Origin of the sequence: Gracilimonas halophila (assembly GCF_042684365.1) — a bacterium.
Classification (GTDB): Bacteria; Bacteroidota; Rhodothermia; order Balneolales; family Balneolaceae; genus Gracilimonas; species Gracilimonas halophila.
Window position 1 is genome coordinate 448,592 of the sequence record NZ_JBHULI010000025.1, and the last position, 19,526, is coordinate 468,117.

19 protein-coding genes are annotated in these 19,526 nt (G+C 41.6%); 15 read left to right on the top strand and 4 right to left on the bottom strand.

All coding sequences use genetic code 11. From position 1 onward, the window contains the following. Nucleotides 1-38: 38 nt before the first annotated feature. Together ACFSVN_RS12910 and ACFSVN_RS12915 are read right to left on the bottom strand one after the other, a co-directional pair. Nucleotides 39-704 (bottom strand): heme exporter protein CcmB, encoded by a 666-nt coding sequence (locus ACFSVN_RS12910; protein ID WP_390303524.1) that lies wholly within the window; start codon nt 702-704, stop codon nt 39-41. Nucleotides 705-842: 138 nt separating this feature from the next. Beyond that, entirely contained in the window at nt 843-3,995 is a 3,153-nt protein-coding gene (locus ACFSVN_RS12915) for a S41 family peptidase (protein ID WP_390303527.1), read from the bottom strand. A gap of 210 nt (nt 3,996-4,205) precedes the next feature. On the opposite strand from ACFSVN_RS12915, the gene ACFSVN_RS12920 reads away from it, so the two are divergent. From ACFSVN_RS12920 to ACFSVN_RS12940, 5 genes are all read left to right on the top strand, one after another. Then, complete coding sequence (locus ACFSVN_RS12920; RefSeq protein WP_390303530.1) at nt 4,206-4,679, top strand: PTS sugar transporter subunit IIA; 474 nt, start codon at nt 4,206-4,208, stop codon at nt 4,677-4,679. Next, nucleotides 4,680-6,116, top strand: a complete 1,437-nt coding sequence (dacB, locus tag ACFSVN_RS12925; protein ID WP_390303533.1) for a D-alanyl-D-alanine carboxypeptidase/D-alanyl-D-alanine endopeptidase — start codon at nt 4,680-4,682, stop codon at nt 6,114-6,116. A 64-nt stretch (nt 6,117-6,180) separates the two neighbouring features. Further along, a complete protein-coding gene (locus ACFSVN_RS12930; RefSeq protein ID WP_390303536.1) occupies nt 6,181-7,554 on the top strand; it encodes a sigma-54-dependent transcriptional regulator in 1,374 nt (457 codons plus the stop codon). A 1-nt stretch (nt 7,555) separates the two neighbouring features. Then, nucleotides 7,556-8,446, top strand: coding sequence for a bifunctional methylenetetrahydrofolate dehydrogenase/methenyltetrahydrofolate cyclohydrolase FolD (folD, locus tag ACFSVN_RS12935; protein ID WP_390303539.1), 891 nt, complete (start codon nt 7,556-7,558; stop codon nt 8,444-8,446). Nucleotides 8,447-8,529: 83 nt separating this feature from the next. Then, a complete protein-coding gene (locus ACFSVN_RS12940) occupies nt 8,530-8,871 on the top strand; it encodes a hypothetical protein (protein WP_390303542.1) in 342 nt (113 codons plus the stop codon). Between the two features lie 30 nt (nt 8,872-8,901). Here the strand turns inward: ACFSVN_RS12940 and ACFSVN_RS12945 are convergent, their stop codons facing one another. Both ACFSVN_RS12945 and ACFSVN_RS12950 read right to left on the bottom strand, forming a co-directional pair. Beyond that, a complete protein-coding gene (locus tag ACFSVN_RS12945) occupies nt 8,902-9,660 on the bottom strand; it encodes a hypothetical protein (RefSeq protein WP_390303545.1) in 759 nt (252 codons plus the stop codon). A gap of 166 nt (nt 9,661-9,826) precedes the next feature. Continuing rightward, nucleotides 9,827-10,600 (bottom strand): hypothetical protein, encoded by a 774-nt coding sequence (locus tag ACFSVN_RS12950; RefSeq protein WP_390303547.1) that lies wholly within the window; start codon nt 10,598-10,600, stop codon nt 9,827-9,829. A 110-nt stretch (nt 10,601-10,710) separates the two neighbouring features. On the opposite strand from ACFSVN_RS12950, the gene guaB reads away from it, so the two are divergent. The 10 genes from guaB (at nt 10,711) to atpA (ending at nt 19,526) form a co-directional block, all read left to right on the top strand. Next, nucleotides 10,711-12,198, top strand: coding sequence for an IMP dehydrogenase (gene guaB / locus ACFSVN_RS12955; protein ID WP_390303870.1), 1,488 nt, complete (start codon nt 10,711-10,713; stop codon nt 12,196-12,198). 15 nt (nt 12,199-12,213) lie between these two features. Next, a complete protein-coding gene (locus tag ACFSVN_RS12960) occupies nt 12,214-13,509 on the top strand; it encodes a glycosyltransferase (protein WP_390303549.1) in 1,296 nt (431 codons plus the stop codon). 30 nt (nt 13,510-13,539) lie between these two features. After that, nucleotides 13,540-14,397 carry a M23 family metallopeptidase gene (locus ACFSVN_RS12965; protein WP_390303552.1) on the top strand — a complete coding sequence of 286 codons (858 nt, stop codon included), beginning with the start codon at nt 13,540-13,542 and terminating at the stop codon, nt 14,395-14,397. 38 nt (nt 14,398-14,435) lie between these two features. Further along, complete coding sequence (locus ACFSVN_RS12970) at nt 14,436-14,843, top strand: bactofilin family protein (RefSeq protein ID WP_390303555.1); 408 nt, start codon at nt 14,436-14,438, stop codon at nt 14,841-14,843. Between the two features lie 4 nt (nt 14,844-14,847). Next, nucleotides 14,848-15,078 (top strand): AtpZ/AtpI family protein, encoded by a 231-nt coding sequence (locus ACFSVN_RS12975; RefSeq protein WP_390303558.1) that lies wholly within the window; start codon nt 14,848-14,850, stop codon nt 15,076-15,078. Nucleotides 15,079-15,446: 368 nt separating this feature from the next. Beyond that, nucleotides 15,447-16,535, top strand: a complete 1,089-nt coding sequence (gene atpB, locus ACFSVN_RS12980; RefSeq protein WP_390303561.1) for a F0F1 ATP synthase subunit A — start codon at nt 15,447-15,449, stop codon at nt 16,533-16,535. A gap of 39 nt (nt 16,536-16,574) precedes the next feature. Then, nucleotides 16,575-16,796 carry an ATP synthase F0 subunit C gene (atpE, locus tag ACFSVN_RS12985; RefSeq protein ID WP_390303564.1) on the top strand — a complete coding sequence of 74 codons (222 nt, stop codon included), beginning with the start codon at nt 16,575-16,577 and terminating at the stop codon, nt 16,794-16,796. Nucleotides 16,797-16,809: 13 nt separating this feature from the next. Continuing rightward, nucleotides 16,810-17,325: a F0F1 ATP synthase subunit B gene (gene atpF / locus ACFSVN_RS12990; protein ID WP_390303567.1), complete on the top strand. Its 516-nt coding sequence runs from the start codon at nt 16,810-16,812 to the stop codon at nt 17,323-17,325. A 9-nt stretch (nt 17,326-17,334) separates the two neighbouring features. Further along, nucleotides 17,335-17,883: an ATP synthase F1 subunit delta gene (gene atpH / locus ACFSVN_RS12995; RefSeq protein ID WP_390303570.1), complete on the top strand. Its 549-nt coding sequence runs from the start codon at nt 17,335-17,337 to the stop codon at nt 17,881-17,883. Between the two features lie 32 nt (nt 17,884-17,915). After that, entirely contained in the window at nt 17,916-19,526 is a 1,611-nt protein-coding gene (gene atpA / locus ACFSVN_RS13000) for a F0F1 ATP synthase subunit alpha (protein ID WP_390303573.1), read from the top strand.

Below are 19,526 nucleotides of genomic sequence, written 5' to 3' on the forward strand. Positions count from 1 at the left end.
TAGGTATTTGGTCATTCGTCTTTGGTCAATGGTCATTGTTATTCTTCCCAGATATAATCAAAAAGTAAAATTCCTGCGGTAATCGTAACACCCGCAAAACCTATCAAAGCGGTAATGTTATTCAATGATCCGTCTCCTCCATCTATAAAAGCGGTTTTGCTGATATCGGCAAGTAATAGAATAAGTGGCATGAAAAGAGGGATGCTTAACACTGAAAAAATTGCTCCCTTTCGATCGGCCTGAGAGACCACAGCTGCGGTCATGGTGGCGACACCGGAAAGCCCGGCTGTCCCAATAAATAACATGATCAGGAATGCCGGCCATGATTGTATCTGCAAGTTCATCAAGAAAATATATCCGGCAAAAGTAGCAGTATTTATAAGTAAGGTGAACAGGAAATTATACAGCAGTTTCCCGGTATAAACGGTGGTGCCGGTAGCATATATTCGAAGAAGGTCAAACGTTTTTTTATCGGTTTCGGATATAAAGCTTCGACTCAGGGCAGACAGAGCAGCAAATAAAATGATGATCCATACCAAGCCGGATTTAGGTCCCGGCTCAAGCTGATCGGCGCGAAGAGTGAAGAGTACCAAAAGCATAGCCGCTGCCACAAAAGCCAGAACCATATTGAACGCAAAACGGGTACGCAGTTCAATCTGCAGATCTTTCCTTAAAATGGTGAGGGTGCTTCGAATCCATTGCATAGCCAAGTTTAAGAATTTTGGGTGGTTATTGACAGGGGAAATGCACCGATAATTAAACAGGCTGCATGCAGCTTAGAACGGTATTCCAACCCTGAAGCCGGAATTCTTGATTCCAAGTTGATACGATTTGTTTCTGTATTAATTTTCCAGTTGCTCCAAAACCAGTTCAATCGCCCGGCTCAATTGAGGATCACTTCCGGTCAACCGATCTTTGAAAGTGTTTGCTACTTCAATATCAGGTTGTACACCGGTTTGCTCCAGATTACGTTCATCCTCCAGAGTGTATACACCCCAGGATGGGAGACGATAGAAAGAGCCGTCAACCAGTCCTTTACCGGAAGTAAAGATGATCCAGCGATAAGTTTCAGTTCCAACTATGGTTCCCAATCCCAATGCCTTAAATCCGGCCGCAGTAACTTCAGCATCACTCAGCGACTGTTCGTTCTGCAGTAGAATAATAGGCTTGGCAGCAGGGGTAAAGTTTGGCTGAGAGGCAAAATCACCATTCCGATACTTCCATTTTGCATAAGGCTGCTGTGAAAGGAACTGCAGCACATCATTATGAACATTTCCCCCGGTGTTATAGCGAAGGTCCAGAATAAGGGCATCGCGTTGGTAAGCTTCCGAAGTCATTTCCACCAAGAAGTTTTCCAGCTCTCCGCCTCCCATATTCTTCATGTGGACGTAGGCGACTCGTTTATCGGTTTCCGAATCCACCATGTTCTGTTTTTCATCTACCCATTCATCGTAAAGATCATTACGCGTAGAGAAATAAGATTCAGGATGGATTTTAGTTGTGAAGGAATTATCTCCTCTTTTGAAGGTGAGTGATACTTCCTCGGGCATGGAAGGTCGGTTAAAATACAGTTCCCTGTTTTTGCTGCTATCAACTTCTTTCCCATCTATGGCAGTAAGTACATCTCCGGGCTGTATGTCTTTCCCGGATACATCAGCTGCACCATTTTTGACTACCGATGCAACTTGATAAGGATCTTGGTTCTCAAAGCCGAGGCCGGTAGATATGGAAATGGAGGAATGGTATTCCTGTTCTTCTTCACCAAAGGTGTTGAATCCCATGTGTGATGAATTCAGCTCACCGAGCATATCATTCATCATACGGCTGAAATCATTTCTATTGTTTACAAAGGGGAGATAGCTCCTGTATCGATCTCTGACAGATTCCCAATCAATACCATGGAAAGTCTCGTTATAAAAATTTTCCTCGATATTGGCCCAAAGTTCTTCGAACATCTGGTTGAATTCGCCCCTGAGATTTCGTTTGAACTCAAAGGAAGTATTAATTTCTGTTGCTTTGGCCGAGGAGGGGTCAAGTTCATATACTTTTCCGGAAGACAATCCATACAGGCTTCCATTTATTTCGAAAATATTTCCTACAAATCGAACCCCGTCAAATTTTTTGGTTTCAGGGCTTTCGAAAGGCTGAAGTGTTGTCACATACAAACCGGTATTTCCTTCATCGTGATTGCTTAGGTAAAGCACCATTGTTTTATCTCCGTCTTGCGTAATAAAGGGAGCAAATTGAGAACCGAAATTCTCACCAATAACATCAAGCCTGTGCATTAAACCATCGGTGTTGATGGTAATATCTACCTTTTCTTCAGCTTCTTCTTCGTCTTCATTCTCGTCGTCCTTCTTTTCCTCCTCTTTAAACAATTCATCAAGTCGGTCTGATTTGTATGGTTCTTCATATTCATCTAAAGCCATCCGGAAGAGATCGGTTTCACCGCCTCCACGAGGATAGGATGGATTTGTTCGTGACGAGGAAAAATAAATGTATTTGCCATCCGGAGACCAAAACGGATCGGATTCGGAAACCCCGGTCTTGGTCAGGTTAATTACTTCCCCGGATTCGATATGGTAAGTGAATACGTCGTGTTCAAAATCCCTGCGTGCTGTATAGAGAACATATTCATCGTTGGGGGAGAAACGAGGCTGTTGATTCTGGAATCCCCAGAATTCATCCTCTACAATGGTTTCGCTTTCCATCGACTCCAGTGTGATCAACCTCAGTTCGTTACGTCCGCTCAGATAAATGCCTTTGCTTCGATCAGAATTAAGTTCAAGTGCTCTGTTGTTAGCATTATCATCTGTTATTTGCTTCTCTGAACCTGACCCATCTGCGGCAACTGTAAACCAGTTTTGATAACCATCTTTAGTTTGATTGAAGATCAGGGTTTGGTTGTCTTTCAGCCACTTTACCTCAAGAACTCTGCCAAGGTCATTGGTCTTAATTTGGCGAATAAATTTACCTTTTATATCAGCGACAAAAAGCTCACCGCGAGAGGTGAAAGCCAGTTTCTTTTTATCCGGAGAAACGTCAAAGTATAAAACCTCATTTTCTACATTAAAACTTTGTTCTTGAGCTAATGTGTTATTTTTAAAAATAGAAATCGGAACAGCGGATGACTTTCCGGAAGCTACATCGTACGTAAATATTCGGTATTCTTTTTCAAATACAATGGTTTGTCCATTGGCACTGACTCTTGGTCTGATAACGGAAGTCTCAAAACGAGTAAGTTGTTCTTTTGAACTTCCATTCAGTCTATAGAGGTTATACTCTCCATTAAATGTATCGGATACATAATACATGTTTCCATTTCGGTCTACAGTAGGCCACATGTCTTTACCTTCCCAGCTGGTGTGTTTGGTGAAAGCTTGATCGTTGGTATTATAGGATTTGATATCAGGATTAAACGGCCCTTTATATTTTTTACGCTCAGGAAAGATGAAGCTTTCCCATGATTCATTAAAAAAGTAGGTTTTTTCTGTTGGGTGTTCTACAAGATTATGAACGTTGTTGTGATAATGTCCAAATAAACGCTTAGGTGTGCCGCCTTCAATTCCTACGGAATAGGCACTTACTCGATTGTAACGACCTGATCGAAAATAAACAGTTTTGGAATCCCAGCTCCATGATTCAACCTGATCGCCTGCCTGATGATAAGTTAGCTGTCTTATTTGTCCGCCGTTCAATGGCGTAATATAAACATCGTCATTTCCATATTGATTGGACGTAAACGCCAGCCATTTACCATCCGGAGAGATACTTGAAGCCGATTCTTCCCCATCCATTCCGGTAATCCGAACTGCCATACCACCTTTGGCAGGTACTTTCCATAGATCGCTTTCATATGAGAACACAATGGTGGATCCGTCAGGAGAGATGGAAGGTTGGGTCGTAAACAGAATTTCATCTTGTCCAAAACCGTTAGTAGAAAAGAACAGAACAAAAAGTGTGGTAGTTAAAACAGAGTTGATTAGTCGTAGCACGGCATTTCTATTTTATTATTTATTCTTTAAAAGGTACTTAAACGAATTAAAATGACAAAAGTTAACTATTGTCTAAAAGTTGGTTATGGTACAGTGCGCAGGATTAAGGGGTATTTATAAAACAATGCAATTAATCTTTGATTGATTGTCTGTTCGGTGCCTATATTCGATGGCTGTCAATCGCATCATTTATTGTTAAGGATTTTTTACATGAATTTATTTTCGTTGTTAGATCAGGTTACTGTGCTTCCCAACTTTGTTGTTGGCTCTAAAGAAGAACTTATTAATGCTCTTGTGGATGCTTTGGAAGAAAAGATGGAGTCCGGAGAGCAACTCGAGGAAGTACATAAAGCGGTATTTGAACGGGAAGAGATCATGTCAACCGGAGTGGGTAAAGGGCTTGCAATTCCGCACGCTAAAACAAAAGCTGTAACAGAAAACCTGGCTGCTTTTGCTCTCCTAAAAGAACCTCTTGATTTCGATTCTATTGATAATGAACCGGTTCGTCTGGTTTTTTTGTTGGTAGGGCCGGAATCAAATAATAGTCAGCATATTAAATTATTGAGCCGTATTTCACGCTTGATGAACAGCGGGTCGTTCAGGGAAAAAATTCTTGGTTGTACTTCTACGGAAGAGATCCTTGATGCTTTTCAAGAAGAAGAAGAAAAATATTTCGTGAGTTAGATGAAGCATTTTCTTCGCCTTTTTTATGTCTTGATCTTCGTAAGCAGTGCTGAAATCGTCAGCGCTCAAAATATCTCTTCCATCATTGACGGATCCTCAAATCAGGAAGCTTTTTGGTCGGTTACAGTAAGAGATGACGCCGGCCGGATCTTGGAAAGTCTGAATTCTGAGAAAGCAATTATACCTGCTTCAAATCAAAAGCTTATCACAACGGCAGCTATTCTTGATCATTTTGGAAGTGACTTTAGATATCAAACCAACATCTACGGAGAAGGGGAGCTGAGCGGAGATACCTGGAATGGTAATTTGGTTATTAAAGGAAGTGGAGATCCTTCTATAAGCGGAGACCTTTATGACGATGACCGCTTCTATGTTTTTAACCTCTTTCTGGAGCAGCTTCAGGATCAGGGTATTAGAAAGATCGAGGGGAACCTGATAGCAGATGTCTCTTTATTCGATGAACAGGTATATCCCAAAGGATGGGATTGGTATGATTTTTCATTCTATTACGGTGTTCAGATCAGCCCGCTATCCTTTAACAATAATGCCGTCGATCTTGAGGTATTTGCGGATGGTGAAATAGGTGAAAAGCCTCGGATAACCTGGTTTCCCGATAGTACCGATTATGTTGAATTTATTAATGAGCAAGTTATAACCAATCCCAATATTGACTATGATGAATATTATCGGCGCGAGCTTGGAGGGAATCGGATCGTTTTGGGGAGTACATTGCCACAGGGGTATTATGAGGACGAATCACTTTCTATTGACAACCCTCCTATGTTTTTTCTGGATTCTTTTAAAAAATTCTTACACAAGAATGGTATAGAACTGGACGGCTTCTTAGTGGTATCAGATAAAAAGCGGGAAGTTTCTTCGCTTAAAGTACTTGCTACCCATAGCTCAAAGCCTTTGTCTGAATTGGTTAAGTGGACCAATAAAGAAAGCGATAATTTTTATACAGAAATGATGACCAAAACGCTTTCAGCAGATGTGAGTGGACAACCGGGTACTTTTGATCACGGGATTGAAGAGGTCCGAAATTTTTTATTTGGTATGGGAGTTGATACCGCTTTTGTACAAATGAACGATGGGTCAGGAATGGCAGGCGGTAATTTCAACAAGACAAGTATTATCTCTAATGTTCTGGCTAAGTTTCAGGATCATTCTGATTTTGATGCTTATTTCAACAGTATGTCGGTAGCAGGAATTGATGGCACCTTACAGCACAGGATGAAGGGGACGCCGCTCTATAATAATTTCAAAGGGAAATCCGGTTTTGTAACAGGAGTTCGAACTCTGAGCGGCTATTTTGAGCCTAAGTCAGGGAATAGGATCATCGTTAGTATTGCTGCCAATAATTATATATCTGAGAAAGTGAGACCGATCGATGCCGTCCATGAACAGATTTTGATGTACCTTTATAACAAATACTAAGTTTGTTAATAGTTATTCGTACATGATATATGAACGAGTAATTTTTTTCATTAACCAGTAGAACATGTCCGATAAAAAAGCTCACATATTGGTAACGGATGATGAAAAAGCCATTCGTAATACCTTGGAAGAGATTCTTCAGTTTGAGAATTATGAGGTCTCTACTGTAGATAGCGGACAGGCGGCGCTGGATTTTGTACATGAACGCTCTGTAGACCTGATGTTCCTCGATATAAAAATGCAGGGCATGGACGGACTCGAAACGTTAAAAAGATTACGTGATTCCAGTCATGATTTCCCCGTGATCATGATCTCAGGACATGGCACCATAGAAATTGCAGTAGAAGCAACTAAAATGGGAGCCTATGATTTTCTGGAAAAACCCCCGGATCTAAATCGTTTGTTGATATCTGTACGTAATGCACTATCAAAGCAAGATCTGGAACGGGAATACAAGCAGATCAAGAAAAAACTGCCGAAGATCCAGGATATCATTGGTGAAAGTAAACCCATCAACAAGATCAAATCTCTGATCGAGAAAGTAGCCCCAACACAGTCTCGTGTTCTGATTACCGGGGAGAATGGAACAGGAAAAGAGTTGGTAGCAAAGTGGATCCATGAAAAAAGCCCGAGAAGAGCAGGAGCTTTTGTGGAAGTAAACTGTGCGGCTATTCCCTCTGAACTCCTCGAAAGCGAACTTTTTGGACATGAGAAAGGAGCATTTACAGGAGCCTCTGAACAACGGATCGGTAAATTTGAACAAGCTGATGGTGGAACCTTATTTCTGGATGAGATAGGAGATATGAGTCTAAAAGCACAGGCCAAGGTGTTGCGCGCGCTTCAGGAAAATAGAATTACCCGTGTGGGTGGTAACGAATCTATTTCAGTAGACGTAAGGATCTTGGCAGCTACAAATAAAGATCTTGAACAAGAGATCACAGATGGAAACTTTCGGGAAGATCTTTTCCACCGTATCAGTGTGATTCCTGTTAAAGTTCCTCCATTAAGAGAACGAAAAGAGGATATACCTGCCATCGCCAAGGCATGCCTGAGTAATTTACAGGAACAAGATATTAGTTTTGCGTCGGTTTCATTTACTGCTGACGGCCTTAATGCCCTGCAGCAGAAAGAATGGAGTGGTAATGTCAGAGAATTGCAAAATGCCGTTGAAAGATTAGGTATTTTAACATCCAATGATGTGATAGATGAAAGCATCGTGGAAGAGGTTTTGAGATCGAGAGAGCTTGGATCAGATGACCTTGGGAAGCTTGCAGATCAAACCAATGACTTTCAGGATTTTAAAGAATCAGCAGAACGGCTATTTTTGATCAAACAACTTGAAAAGAATAACTGGAACATCTCTCAAACTGCAGAGGCCATTGGGATTCAGCGAAGCCATATGTACAATAAAATGAAAAAATATAATATAGAACGATAGCATGAGTGCAGAAATCATTGACGGAAAGAAAGTAGCCGGATTGGTAAGAGACCGGATTCGGGATGATGTTAACGACTGGACAGCCAAAGGTAACAGAGCTCCATTTCTCCAGGTAATTTTGGTAGGAGATGACCCCGCTTCAAAAGTATATACAGGCGCGAAAACACAGGCTTGTGAAGATGTAGGTATTAACACCCATACAGAGATCCTTCAAGACACCATTTCCGGAAAAGAGCTGAAGTCCATTATTAAGAAATACAACGAAGATGATTCGGTAGATGGGATCCTGGTTCAGCTCCCGCTTCCTTCACACTTATCTTCCCATGATGTAATTGAGAGCATTGACCACCGGAAAGATGTGGACGGTTTTCACCCCATGAATGTGGGAAGACTGACCGTTGATGAACCTTGCTTCAGAAGTTGTACCCCTGCCGGTATCATGGAGCTTTTCAAACATTACAGTATTCCGGTAAAAGCAAAACATGCCGTGGTAGTGGGTGCCAGCAATATTGTAGGCTCACCAATGGCGATCATGCTTTCCCGCGAGAATTCATCAGGCAAGGCGACTACCACTATCTGCCACAAATACACCAAAGATCTTACCCAACATACCATTTCAGCCGATATCTTGATCGCAGCGGCAGGACAACCTCATCTTATCAAGGCAGAAATGATCAAGGAAGGAGCTGTGATCATTGATGTTGGAATTAACCGCATCGCAGATGAAAACTCAGAAAAAGGCTACAAGCTGGTAGGAGATGTCGATTTCGAATCCGTTAAGAAGAAAGCAAGCTGGATCACTCCAGTACCCGGAGGGGTAGGGCCTATGACCGTAGCCATGCTGATGAAAAATACACTTCTGGCGGCTAAAAAGAGCATTTACCCGGAGTAATATCTTTTTTGTTATTGGGGTGACACTATGCTGTCACTCACTGTCATTATCATTGAGTAAATCAAAAACAAAACTCAACGATCATGACAAGCAACGCATTATCAATCACTCCTAAGCAAAACAAAGAAACCGCTCTATTTGCCGTACCTGTTCTGAAGCGTATTCAACAGGAAAGCATCGAAGAATATAATGAAATGCAGCAGGCTTTTAACCTCATGGGTTGGGGCGGAATCCCTGATACACTCAAGATCGAGATCCATGAAGATGTTAAATACCTGGTAGAAGAACTCAAGGGACGGTTCTCATCCTGTGATCCTTTTGTTCAACGCCGCCGTAATTCAATCCACTACTGGGTGAGCTGTTATCAGGATGGGATTTGCACTCTTGAAGCGGCGATCAAAGCATTAAAAGTGAAAGCTTTATAGGTATGAACTGTTTGATGAGGGTTTAAAGGCTCAGGATCTTGTTTTTGATCTTTGAGCCTGACTTTCATCCGGTTCCAGTGGAGCATCATCCATACTGATTCGGTTTTGCACCGGCCGTTCAAGTACATCTGTTATCAGATGCATAATAGATTCAAATTTCTTTTTCTGTTTGTTGAAATAGTATTTGAGAGCACCCATAAAACCAAAATAACCGCCTATTGCTCCTATGGAAGAGAGTAATAAATAAGTAGTTTTTGGCATCCCAAAGGCTTTTAGAATAAGAGCCAGTCCAAGTGCTCCCAAAAAAGCGGAAAGAAATAAGCTGGAGCCTCTGAATTCATCCCAGTTTACATATTGAGTGATCTTAGTTTTTTTATCATTTGGAACAACAGTTACACGCCTGACACTCTCAAGCCCGTTTTCAACTTGCTCCCAGTCATAACTTTCCCCCATTTGTTCTATCGTTCCCTTTTGGCCTGTAAAAGCATTCAGCTCAGGAAAGAGTTGGTCAAGCTTAAGGTCAGTTATCTCTCTGTTTATTATGATCGATGATTGTAATTCTCCGTTGCCTGTCAACCAATTGAACCGTTCATTAGAACGATTTTCTACACTGTTAATGGCTTTGTTTAACACCTCTTCAGAAATACCGACCTCGCCTGCAATTTCTCTCAGTTCCTCAGAAGTAATACCTTGTTCTTCGGAGTTGGATTCTTTTTTTGAACGCTGGATCTCAGAGGCTTTCGATAAAATTTCCCGAATCTGTTGATGAGTAAATTCTTTATGTGCCATTTTTATTGAATTATTAACAAATCAGCTTCATGAACCTTTAAGTATATATAATTTTGAGTAATCTCATCAAGCAAACCAATGGAAAGTTGTACCTGTAACATTGATTGGGTTGCTGTTGTGAGAATGTTGACATGATTTGCGATCTAAGGTTGAAAATCAAACAACTTTAAGCATTTCTTTCTTCCGCCCTTTCTGATCCGGTTTTTTCCTGTGACTGGTAAACATTCCGATTCTCAATTTCGATTGAATTTTGGGAGGCTCCAAAAGATTGGATCTTTTTGGAAAGTACATTGGTGAGTTTTGTAAGCTGTGTCTTTTGTTTCTGAAAATAACTTTTAAGAAAAAAACGGCTCATGGCAAATCCGCCTAATCCGAAAAATGGAGCTATCATCAAAGCTAATTGCTTACCACTAATTTCTTTGAATGGAATTAGTGCAACGACGAAGCCGAAGAAAAAACTAAGGAAACTGGCAAGTGTTTTAAAGGGACCCCAGGAGGAAACCATCTGAATTTTGGTCTCTCCGTTTTTTGGAGTGAAGGAGAAATGCTTGTACCCAAAATCACTTTTACGTTGTTCCCATTCGTACGTTTTTCCGGTTTTGTTGATCTTACCGATTCCTCCGGTAACTTTACGAATCTCAAGAACGAGCTCTTCCCATTGCTCGTCAGTAATTTCCCCCTTAACGGTAGAAACATCCTGAATTCGGGACGTTCCTTTAATAAGATTGTAGGTTTGTTCATTGAGATCAGGTTCATCGATAGAGTGTAAAGCTTCTAAAAGAACCTGTCTGCTGATTCCAACTTCTTCGGCAACATGAATAAGTTCCTCTTCAGTCAAGCCTTCCTGATCATCGAAGAGATCTTTGGCTGTCTGAATCTCAGAAGCTTTGGTTAAAACTTTACTGATCTCTTTTTTGGTATATGTTTTTGAGTGGGACATAAGCATAATTTTGGAGGCTCTACGTAAATCCGCTAAAAAATGTTATTCAATGCGGAACTTCCACAGAGATATCCTTATCTTTGAAAAACTGCAAGCCAAACTTTTTCATGATGTATAAAATGAACAATTCTTCTCCCTTCGAACGTATTACCCGCCAAGGGCTTACCTATGATGATGTGCTCCTGGTTCCAAATTATTCAAAAGTACTCCCGCGCGACGTGGATACTACGGTTCAGCTGACACCAACGCTCAAACTCAACGTCCCGATCATGAGCGCCGCTATGGATACTGTTTCCGAGTATCGCCTGGCCATTGCTTTGGCACGTGAGGGTGGTATTGCGATACTCCACAAAAACATGAGCATCGAAGATCAGGCTGAGCATGTTCGCTTGGTGAAAAGAAGTGAGAGCGGAATGATCGTAGATCCGGTTACTTTGAAGGAAGGGGCAACTGTGCGTGAAGCGCGTGCTCTTATGAAAAAGCAGAAGATCGGAGGAATTCCAATTGTGGATGATGCAGGAATTCTGGTAGGTATCGTTACGAATCGAGACCTTCGGTTTGAGTCTGAGATGGGAAAGAAGCTCGGTGATATCATGACGCATGAGAAACTATACACCGCGAAAGAAGGAACCAACCTGAAACAGGCAGAACAGATCCTTCAGCATTATAAAGTAGAGAAATTGCCTATTGTTGACGGTAATAACAAGCTGGTGGGATTGATCACTTTCAAAGATATAGAGAAGAAGATGAATTTTCCGAATGCCTGCAAAGATGAAATGGGAAGACTTCGGGTTGGCGCTGCAGTTGGCGTTACTCCGGATACCATGGATCGCGTAGATGCCCTGGTTGCTGCAAGTGTAGACGCCATAACAGTGGATACCGCACATGGGCATTCCCAAGGTGTACTCGATACTATCAAAAAGATCAAAAAGGCATACCCTGATCTTAATGTGATAGGAGGTAATATAGCAACGCGATCCGCAGCTGAAGCTTTGGTGGAGGCCGGAGCAGATGTGGTTAAAGTAGGTGTTGGGCCGGGCTCAATTTGTACCACTCGTGTGGTAACCGGAGTTGGAGTACCTCAGTTAAGTGCCGTAATGGAAGTAGCTGAATTCACAAGGGAAAATGGAATTGGATTGATCGCCGATGGAGGGATCAAACAAACCGGTGATATCCCCAAAGCGATAGCAGGCGGAGCAGATGCCGTTATGATGGGATCTATGTTTGCAGGTGTGGATGAAAGTCCAGGCGAAACCATCATTTATGAGTCCAGGAAGTATAAGTCATATCGCGGTATGGGAAGTATAAGCGCGATGAATAAAGGCTCTAAAGATCGTTATTTCCAGGATGTGGAAGACGACATCAATAAGCTGGTTCCGGAAGGAATTGAAGGCCGTGTACCATTTAAAGGATACTTGGGTGAAGTGGTTCATCAAATGACAGGCGGACTTCGGGCTGCTATGGGTTACGTAGGGGCTCCTAATATTGATGAAATGAAGAAAGCAGAGTTTGTGCAGATCTCAGCTGCGGCATACAAAGAAAGTCATCCGCATTCTGTACAGATCACGAAGGAAGCTCCGAACTACTCAGTCTCCTGATCGGCTTTGTCCGGCATGAAGAACGTACTGTTCATTGTCTACTATTTCCCGCCTATGGGAGGGAGTGGTGTACAGCGACCACTCAAATTCATTAAGTATTTACGAGAGTTTGGATGGAATCCTATCGTTCTTTGTCCGGAACCCGGCAGGTATCCCTATTTTGATGAAAGCTTACAAAGAGAATTAGAGGCTATTTCACCTGAGGTAATCAGGATTAAGCCCAAAACCATTTTTCATTATGGGACAGGGTCATCCCCCCGTAAAAGAGTAACTGTTTCCAACAGAATAGCTAAAGCCATTCGAAGAGTACTGCGCTTTTTCATGTACCCGGATAATAAAAGAGGATGGATAGAGCCTGCTGTTGAAAGGGGGCTTGAGGTCATCCAAAGAAAGAATATTGATCTTATTTTCAGTACGGCACCTCCCTTCAGTAATCATGTAGCGGCAGCAACAATAAGCAAAAAAAGCGGACTCCCCTTAGTTCTGGACTATCGCGATTTGTGGCTTGAAAATCATTTCCAGGACGATATGTTCAGGTGGCAAAAACGGAAGATGAAGAAGATGGAAAGCGTTTGTTTAGAACAAACGGCTGCCATAACAGCTTTAGATCCTAGTATGCTCGAAAGTATTCGTTCAAGCTATCCAGAAATTCAGGTTAAAAACAGATCTTACATCATTCCACACGGTTTTGATCCGGAAGATCTCGATAGAAAAAACGGAGATTCAAATTTCAGGTACAAAGAGGGGAAATTCAATATTCTATATAGCGGATTATTCTATGAGCAGAATCAACCCGATATTTTTCTTCATGCTCTCAAAAAAGCTGACGCGGATGGATCGATCGATCTCAGTGATATTCATCTTCATTTTCAGGGAGGGCTTGATAAAAGAATAAATAACCTTATCGGGGAACTCGGATTCAGAGAATCTGTAACAGATTACGGGTATCTCACTCATGAAGTAGCAGTATCAAATTTAAAACAAGCAGACCTGTTATGGATGATCTCAAATTTTGCTCCAAACCACACACAAATAAAGAGCGGTAAGCTGTTTGAGTACATTGGAACGGGTAAACCGATCCTGGGCTTGGCTCATGATGGGGAGGAGGCTCATCTTCTAGAACAATATAATGCCGGTTATTTCGGAGATCTGAAATCTGAAAAGATCATAATTTCTGAAATAGCCCGTTTATATGACTTGTGGAGTGATGGGAAATTACCTGAGGGAGACTTGGATTTCAGGTTTCAATATGACCGAAAAAAAATAACTAAAGATTTAGCACAAATTTTTGACAAAATTTCACCCCATTAATTAATAGCTATTGTTTAACTTAAAATCATAATGTTAGATCTACTTAAAAAATTATTTGAACAACGCCGTAAGAAAATTACGGTAATGCTATTGGATGACTCCAAGCCTGACGAAGATAATTCCTACAAGGTATATCCAAATGAGTTATTCGGGCTTATTCTTGTTATGTCGCTTTGTTTTGCTGCAGTTGTGGCATTGATCTTTATGCTGACCCCACTCGGCGGATTGTTATACAGTACTGATGATGCTGCAATGAGAGCACAAATACTGGAAGTTTCTGAAAAGGCTATTTCCCTCGAAGACTCATTGCAACAAAGAGATCTTCAGCTCCGGGAAATGAAAAATATTATCCGGCTCAGTATAGATACAACCTTAGCGATGGATCAAAGGTTTGACGACTTTTTTAATGAAGTCGATCCTTTTCAAAACAATGATTTTATATCTTTTGAACAATCCGGTACCTTTGAGCGACTTTCACAAAATGAAATTTTATTTTCGAATGTTTCTATATCAGCTCCTGATTTTCCAAGTAAATATCCGGTTCAGGGTACTTTAACCAGAAGGTATTTACCTGAAGAAGAACATTATGGACTTGATATTGCTACCAAAAACAATGAACCTGTGATCAATATCGCAGATGGATCTGTTTTTAATAGCAGTTGGACAATTAACAATGGATATGTAATATCCATACAGCATAGCGGGGGTGTGGTTACAACCTATAAACACCTCTCAAAATTAAATAAGAAGGAAGGCGACCTGGTCTTGAAAGGTGATATTCTTGGTGAAATTGGTAACGCCGGAGTATTAAGTACGGGCCCGCATCTTCATTTCGAGATATGGAGAAATGGAGTACCTCAAAATCCTGAAGCCTATTTAATCAAATAATATATCGTATGTTAAATTCTAAGAAATCCACTAATAACGTGTCAGACAATTCGAATCATTCTCCGGCAGTAAATATTTTAAGCGAAGGTACAAAGCTCAAAGGTAACCTTAATTCCCAAACCGATATTCGCATAGCGGGTACAGTTGATGGGGAAGCGGTTTCTAAAGGGAAACTCATAGTAACAGGAAGCGGTAAAATTATTGGAAATATTACCTCCTCAGATGCCGATATTGCAGGCAGAGTGGAAGGAGAGGTAAAAGTATCCGGTAAACTTACGCTCAGAGGGAGTGCCATTATTGATGGAAACATCTACACTAAAACATTGATCGTGGAAGAAGGAGCACAGATCAACGGTTCTTGCCGCATGGGATCTGATGCAAAATCACTGTCAGATAAAAGCGATGTTGATTACGCAGGAGATACCAAAGTAAAGAGTTCCTCCTGATTCATTGACTAGAAACGGGTTACCAAAAAAATACGCAGAATATCTCGGTTTGGGAGCTGAGATCGCAGCTTCCCTGGCTATACCTATATTAACAGGATACTTCCTGGATGATTTTTTTGAAACATCTCCGGTATTTATACTGGCAGGTGTTTTTTTTGCTATGGTAGCATTTGGCTTGATGATCGCCCGAATTAATAGCAAGCTTAATAGAAGGGATAATGGTAAAACTAAATGATTCGGTTCTGAGGGGCACATTATTATTTTCTGGAGCTCTCATGCTCTTAAGTCTGGGCTTCTTTTTGATAGGAGAGAGTCAAGGGATAGCAGTATTATCGGGGGTCATGCTCAGTGCTATCTTCGTAAGTAGCAGTGCTTGGATCTTTGACACCTTCAAAAATGTAGAAAATAGGCTCTTTACGCAGGTTTTTTTCTTTTCAATAGCGGTTAGGTTTTTGCTGGTATTAGTTTTGTTCGGAATTTTGCTTGGAGCAACAAAAATTGATGAATTCTACTTTACAGTTAGTTTCATAATTTCCTATCTTTGCCAATCTGTAACGGAAATGATTTTTTTAAACAAAATTCTACAAAAGAGTAGCAGTTAAAATGGTTCAAACCCTGCGTCGAGTTTTTTTAACTCTTTTATTTTTATCGATTAGCACTTCAAATACATTCGCCGCTGACTCGTCTGAGCAAGATGAAGCTCAGGTACTCGATGTGATGGGTACTGTTGCTGATCATGATTACTTTAAGGTTCCCGGATTCATTAATGGCGGTAAGATCTATTTACCAAGGATTTTTTATTGGGAATCTGCTGAAGGGGAGTCGCAATTAAGCGCATACTTGTCAACGAAATCAGTCCTGGAATCAGGGGAGTTTGTTGAAAATGAAGAGGGTGCTTTAGTTCCCGCCAATGGAGGACATATTATTATAGATCTCTCTATTACCTCTCACTTGATCTATTTTTGGATGGGGATGCTTTTAGCTCTTATTCTTACTGTGATGGCTGCCCGCAGGTATAAGCGCGGTATTGGGAGAACGGTTGAGCCACAAGGAGCATTTCATAATATATTTGAAGTATTATTTGTTTTTATTCGGGATGATGTAGCTCGTGATAATATTGATCACCACAAGGCTGATCGTTACGTTCCCTTTCTCTTTACGATGTTTATGGGCATCTCCTTTATGAATTTATTCGGGTTGTTACCTTGGGCAGCAACTGCAACCGCAGACCTTACGGTGACAGCAACCTTGGCATTTGTGACATTTTTGATCACTCAATTTAGCGGGACAAAAGATTATTGGGCACACATATTTTGGTTCCCGGGTGTACCGACATGGGTGCGTGTTATTTTAACTCCGGTTGAGATCCTTGGTATGTTTACCAAGCCATTCGCACTGGCCATACGTCTTTTTGCCAACATGTTGTCAGGAAAGATCATGATTATTGCCATTCTCGGATTGGTATTTATTTTCGCTGATCTGTTTGGGGCAGGAGCAGCTTATGGCGTTGGGATTTTCTCAGTGTCGTTGACTGTTGTGCTGTACGCATTAAAAGTATTTGTAGCATTATTGCAGGCATACATCTTTACCTTGCTATCCGCAGTATTTATTGGGATGGCGGCCGAAGATCATGCGCATGCAGAAGAAGGATATCACACAGAACATATTGCTGAAGAAGTTTCAGCTAACTGAACTAACAACAAATCAATAACTAACTAAACAAACAGAACTATGGGATTATTAGCAGCTGGTATTGGCGCAGGAATCGTAGCACTTGGTGCCGGACTTGGAATCGGAATGATTGGTAAGGCGGCTACAGAAAGTATTGCACGTCAGCCTGAAGCTTCCGGTGACATCCGTGGCGCTATGATTTTGACAGCAGCCTTTATTGAAGGTGTTGCTCTTCTTGGTGCCGTTATATGTATTCTTCTTGCTCTTGGAATTGGTCAATAATAGGTAATTATCTATGACTTTCCTTTTAGCAGGCGGAGGAGGCTTACTGTCATTTAACACCGGATTTGCGATCTGGATCTTAGTTTCTTTGATCGCATTTCTTTTTGTAATGATAAAGTATGCCGTACCTCCAATAATGACGGCGCTCCAGGAGCGAGAACGAAATATCAAGGAATCCTTGGAGTCTGCAGAGCAAGCAATTGCAAAAGCAGAAAAAATCTCCAAAGACAACGAGAAAGCTCTGCGTGACGCTGAGATCAAAGCTCAGCAAATACGTAAGGAAGCCGTAGAAGAAGCAGAACTGATCCGTTCAGAGCGCATCAGCAAGGCTAAAGAAGAAGCCGCTCAGCTTATTGAGCAGGCAAGAGCTTCTATTGAGCAAGAAAAAGATCAAGCATTGGTAGAATTACGAGAAGAGGTAGCTAAACTAGCAGTAAAATCCGCTTCTATTATTATTGATGCCGAGCTTGATAATGCGAAGAATAACAAGCTGGTGGATAATTTTTTATCCGACCTCAATAAAAACTAACTATAATTTATGCTGGTATCTAAAGCGGCACGCCGCTACGCCACTGCACTTTTGGAGCTTGCTAAAGAACAAGACATCTTAGATCGTGTACTTGAAGATATACTCCTTATTAAAGGAACTATCGATGAGTCGCGTGATTTACTCGTGTTCTTGAGAAGTCCTGTGATCAATCCTGATAAGAAAGTTGCGGCATTAGACGCAATTTTTGGAGGGAAAGTAAGTGAGCTGGTGCATAAATATATAACACTTATTGCACGTAAGAACCGACAGAATATGTTGGATCAGATCGTAGCTGCTTTTGTTGAAAAATACAATGAGCATACCGGTATTATTTTAGCAGAAGTGTTTGTGGCTAAAGAGTTAGATGACAAGCAACTTGCTGATGTTAAGCAAAAACTGGAGGAAGTAACCGGGAAAACGGTGAAGATCTCCACAATTGTACAGGAAAACCTTAGAGGTGGTATGGCCGTAAAGATCGATGATACGGTTATCAATGCCACTGTTAAGTATAAATTAGAACAGCTTGAAGATGTATTCCTTAGCGCTGCTGCGGGATAAAATTACAACATTTTTTTAATCAGATATATACAATGAGTCAAGTCAGACCAGACGAAGTTTCAGCCATACTACGAAAGCAACTTTCAGGCTTCGACAACGAAGCTGATACGTATGATGTAGGTACCGTTCTTGAAGTAGGAGACGGTATCGCTCGTGTTTACGGGCTGTCAAAAGTACAAGCAGGTGAATTGGTTGAATTACCGGATTCAAAAGATCAAAACGGTAAAAGTGTTACCGGTATGGTACTTAACCTTGAGGAGGACAACGTAGGTATCGTTCTCTTCGGTTCTTCAAGTGCCGTGGAAGAAGGTCATACGGTAAAAAGAACCAATGATATCGCCTCTATGAATGTTGGCGAAGGCCTTTTAGGACGCGTAATTGATCCACTTGGGAATCCCATTGATGGTAAAGGTGCTATTACAGGAAAAACCATTCGGTTACCTTTAGAGCGTAAGGCTCCCGGAGTGATCTACCGTGAACCTGTAACCGAGCCTCTGCAAACCGGACTGAAATCAATTGACTCTTTGATCCCGATCGGTCGTGGACAGCGAGAGCTTATCATTGGTGACCGCCAAACAGGTAAAACAGCCGTAGCGATTGATACCATCATCAACCAAAAGGAAACTCAGGATACTGAAAAACCTGTATTCTGTATTTATGTAGCTGTTGGTCAAAAAGGTTCTACTGTAGCTAACATTCGTAAAGTTCTTGAAGAGAACGGAGCGATGGAGTACACCACTATTGTAGCCGCTCCGGCCAGTGTGTCTGCTCCTATGCGTTACATTGCTCCTTTTGCAGGTGCTGCTATTGGGGAATACTTCCGTGATACCGGCCGACATGCTCTGGTGATCTATGATGATCTCTCAAAACAAGCTGTTGCATACCGTGAACTTTCTCTGCTATTGAAGCGACCTCCGGGACGTGAAGCATATCCGGGTGATGTATTCTACCTGCACAGTCGTTTATTAGAGCGTGCTGCCAAGATCATCAATGATGATAAAGTAGCCAAGCAGATGAACAACATCCCTGAAGAACTTAAGCCGCATGTAAAAGGAGGGGGGTCTTTAACAGCACTTCCTGTTATTGAAACTCAGGCCGGTGATGTTTCAGCTTATATTCCAACAAATGTAATTTCGATTACGGACGGTCAGATCTTCCTTGATACTGACTTGTTTAACCAGGGTATTCGTCCCGCTATCGACGTTGGTACTTCTGTATCACGTGTAGGTGGTTCTGCTCAGGTTAAATCCATGAAGAAACTTTCCGGTACCCTGAAGCTTGACCTGGCTCAGTATCGTGAGCTGGAGGCATTTGCCAAGTTCGGTTCCGATCTTGATGCTTCAACTCAGGCACAGCTTAGAACCGGTGAACGTACTGTTGAATTGCTTAAGCAGGGTGAATATCAGCCACTGCCTGTTGAGCAGCAAATCGCGCTTCTGAAAGTGAATGACGAAGGATTGCTGAATAAGCTCGAGGTAACTCAGATCTCGGAATTTGAGGCTCAATTCCTTGAAACTGTAGGTATCAAGTATGAAAAAGAGATGGATGCTCTTGCATTAAGCGGTACTCTTTCTGATACATTCGGTGAACAACTGATAGAGATCGCAAATTCAGTGATCGATCAGATTACGGCAACCAATTAA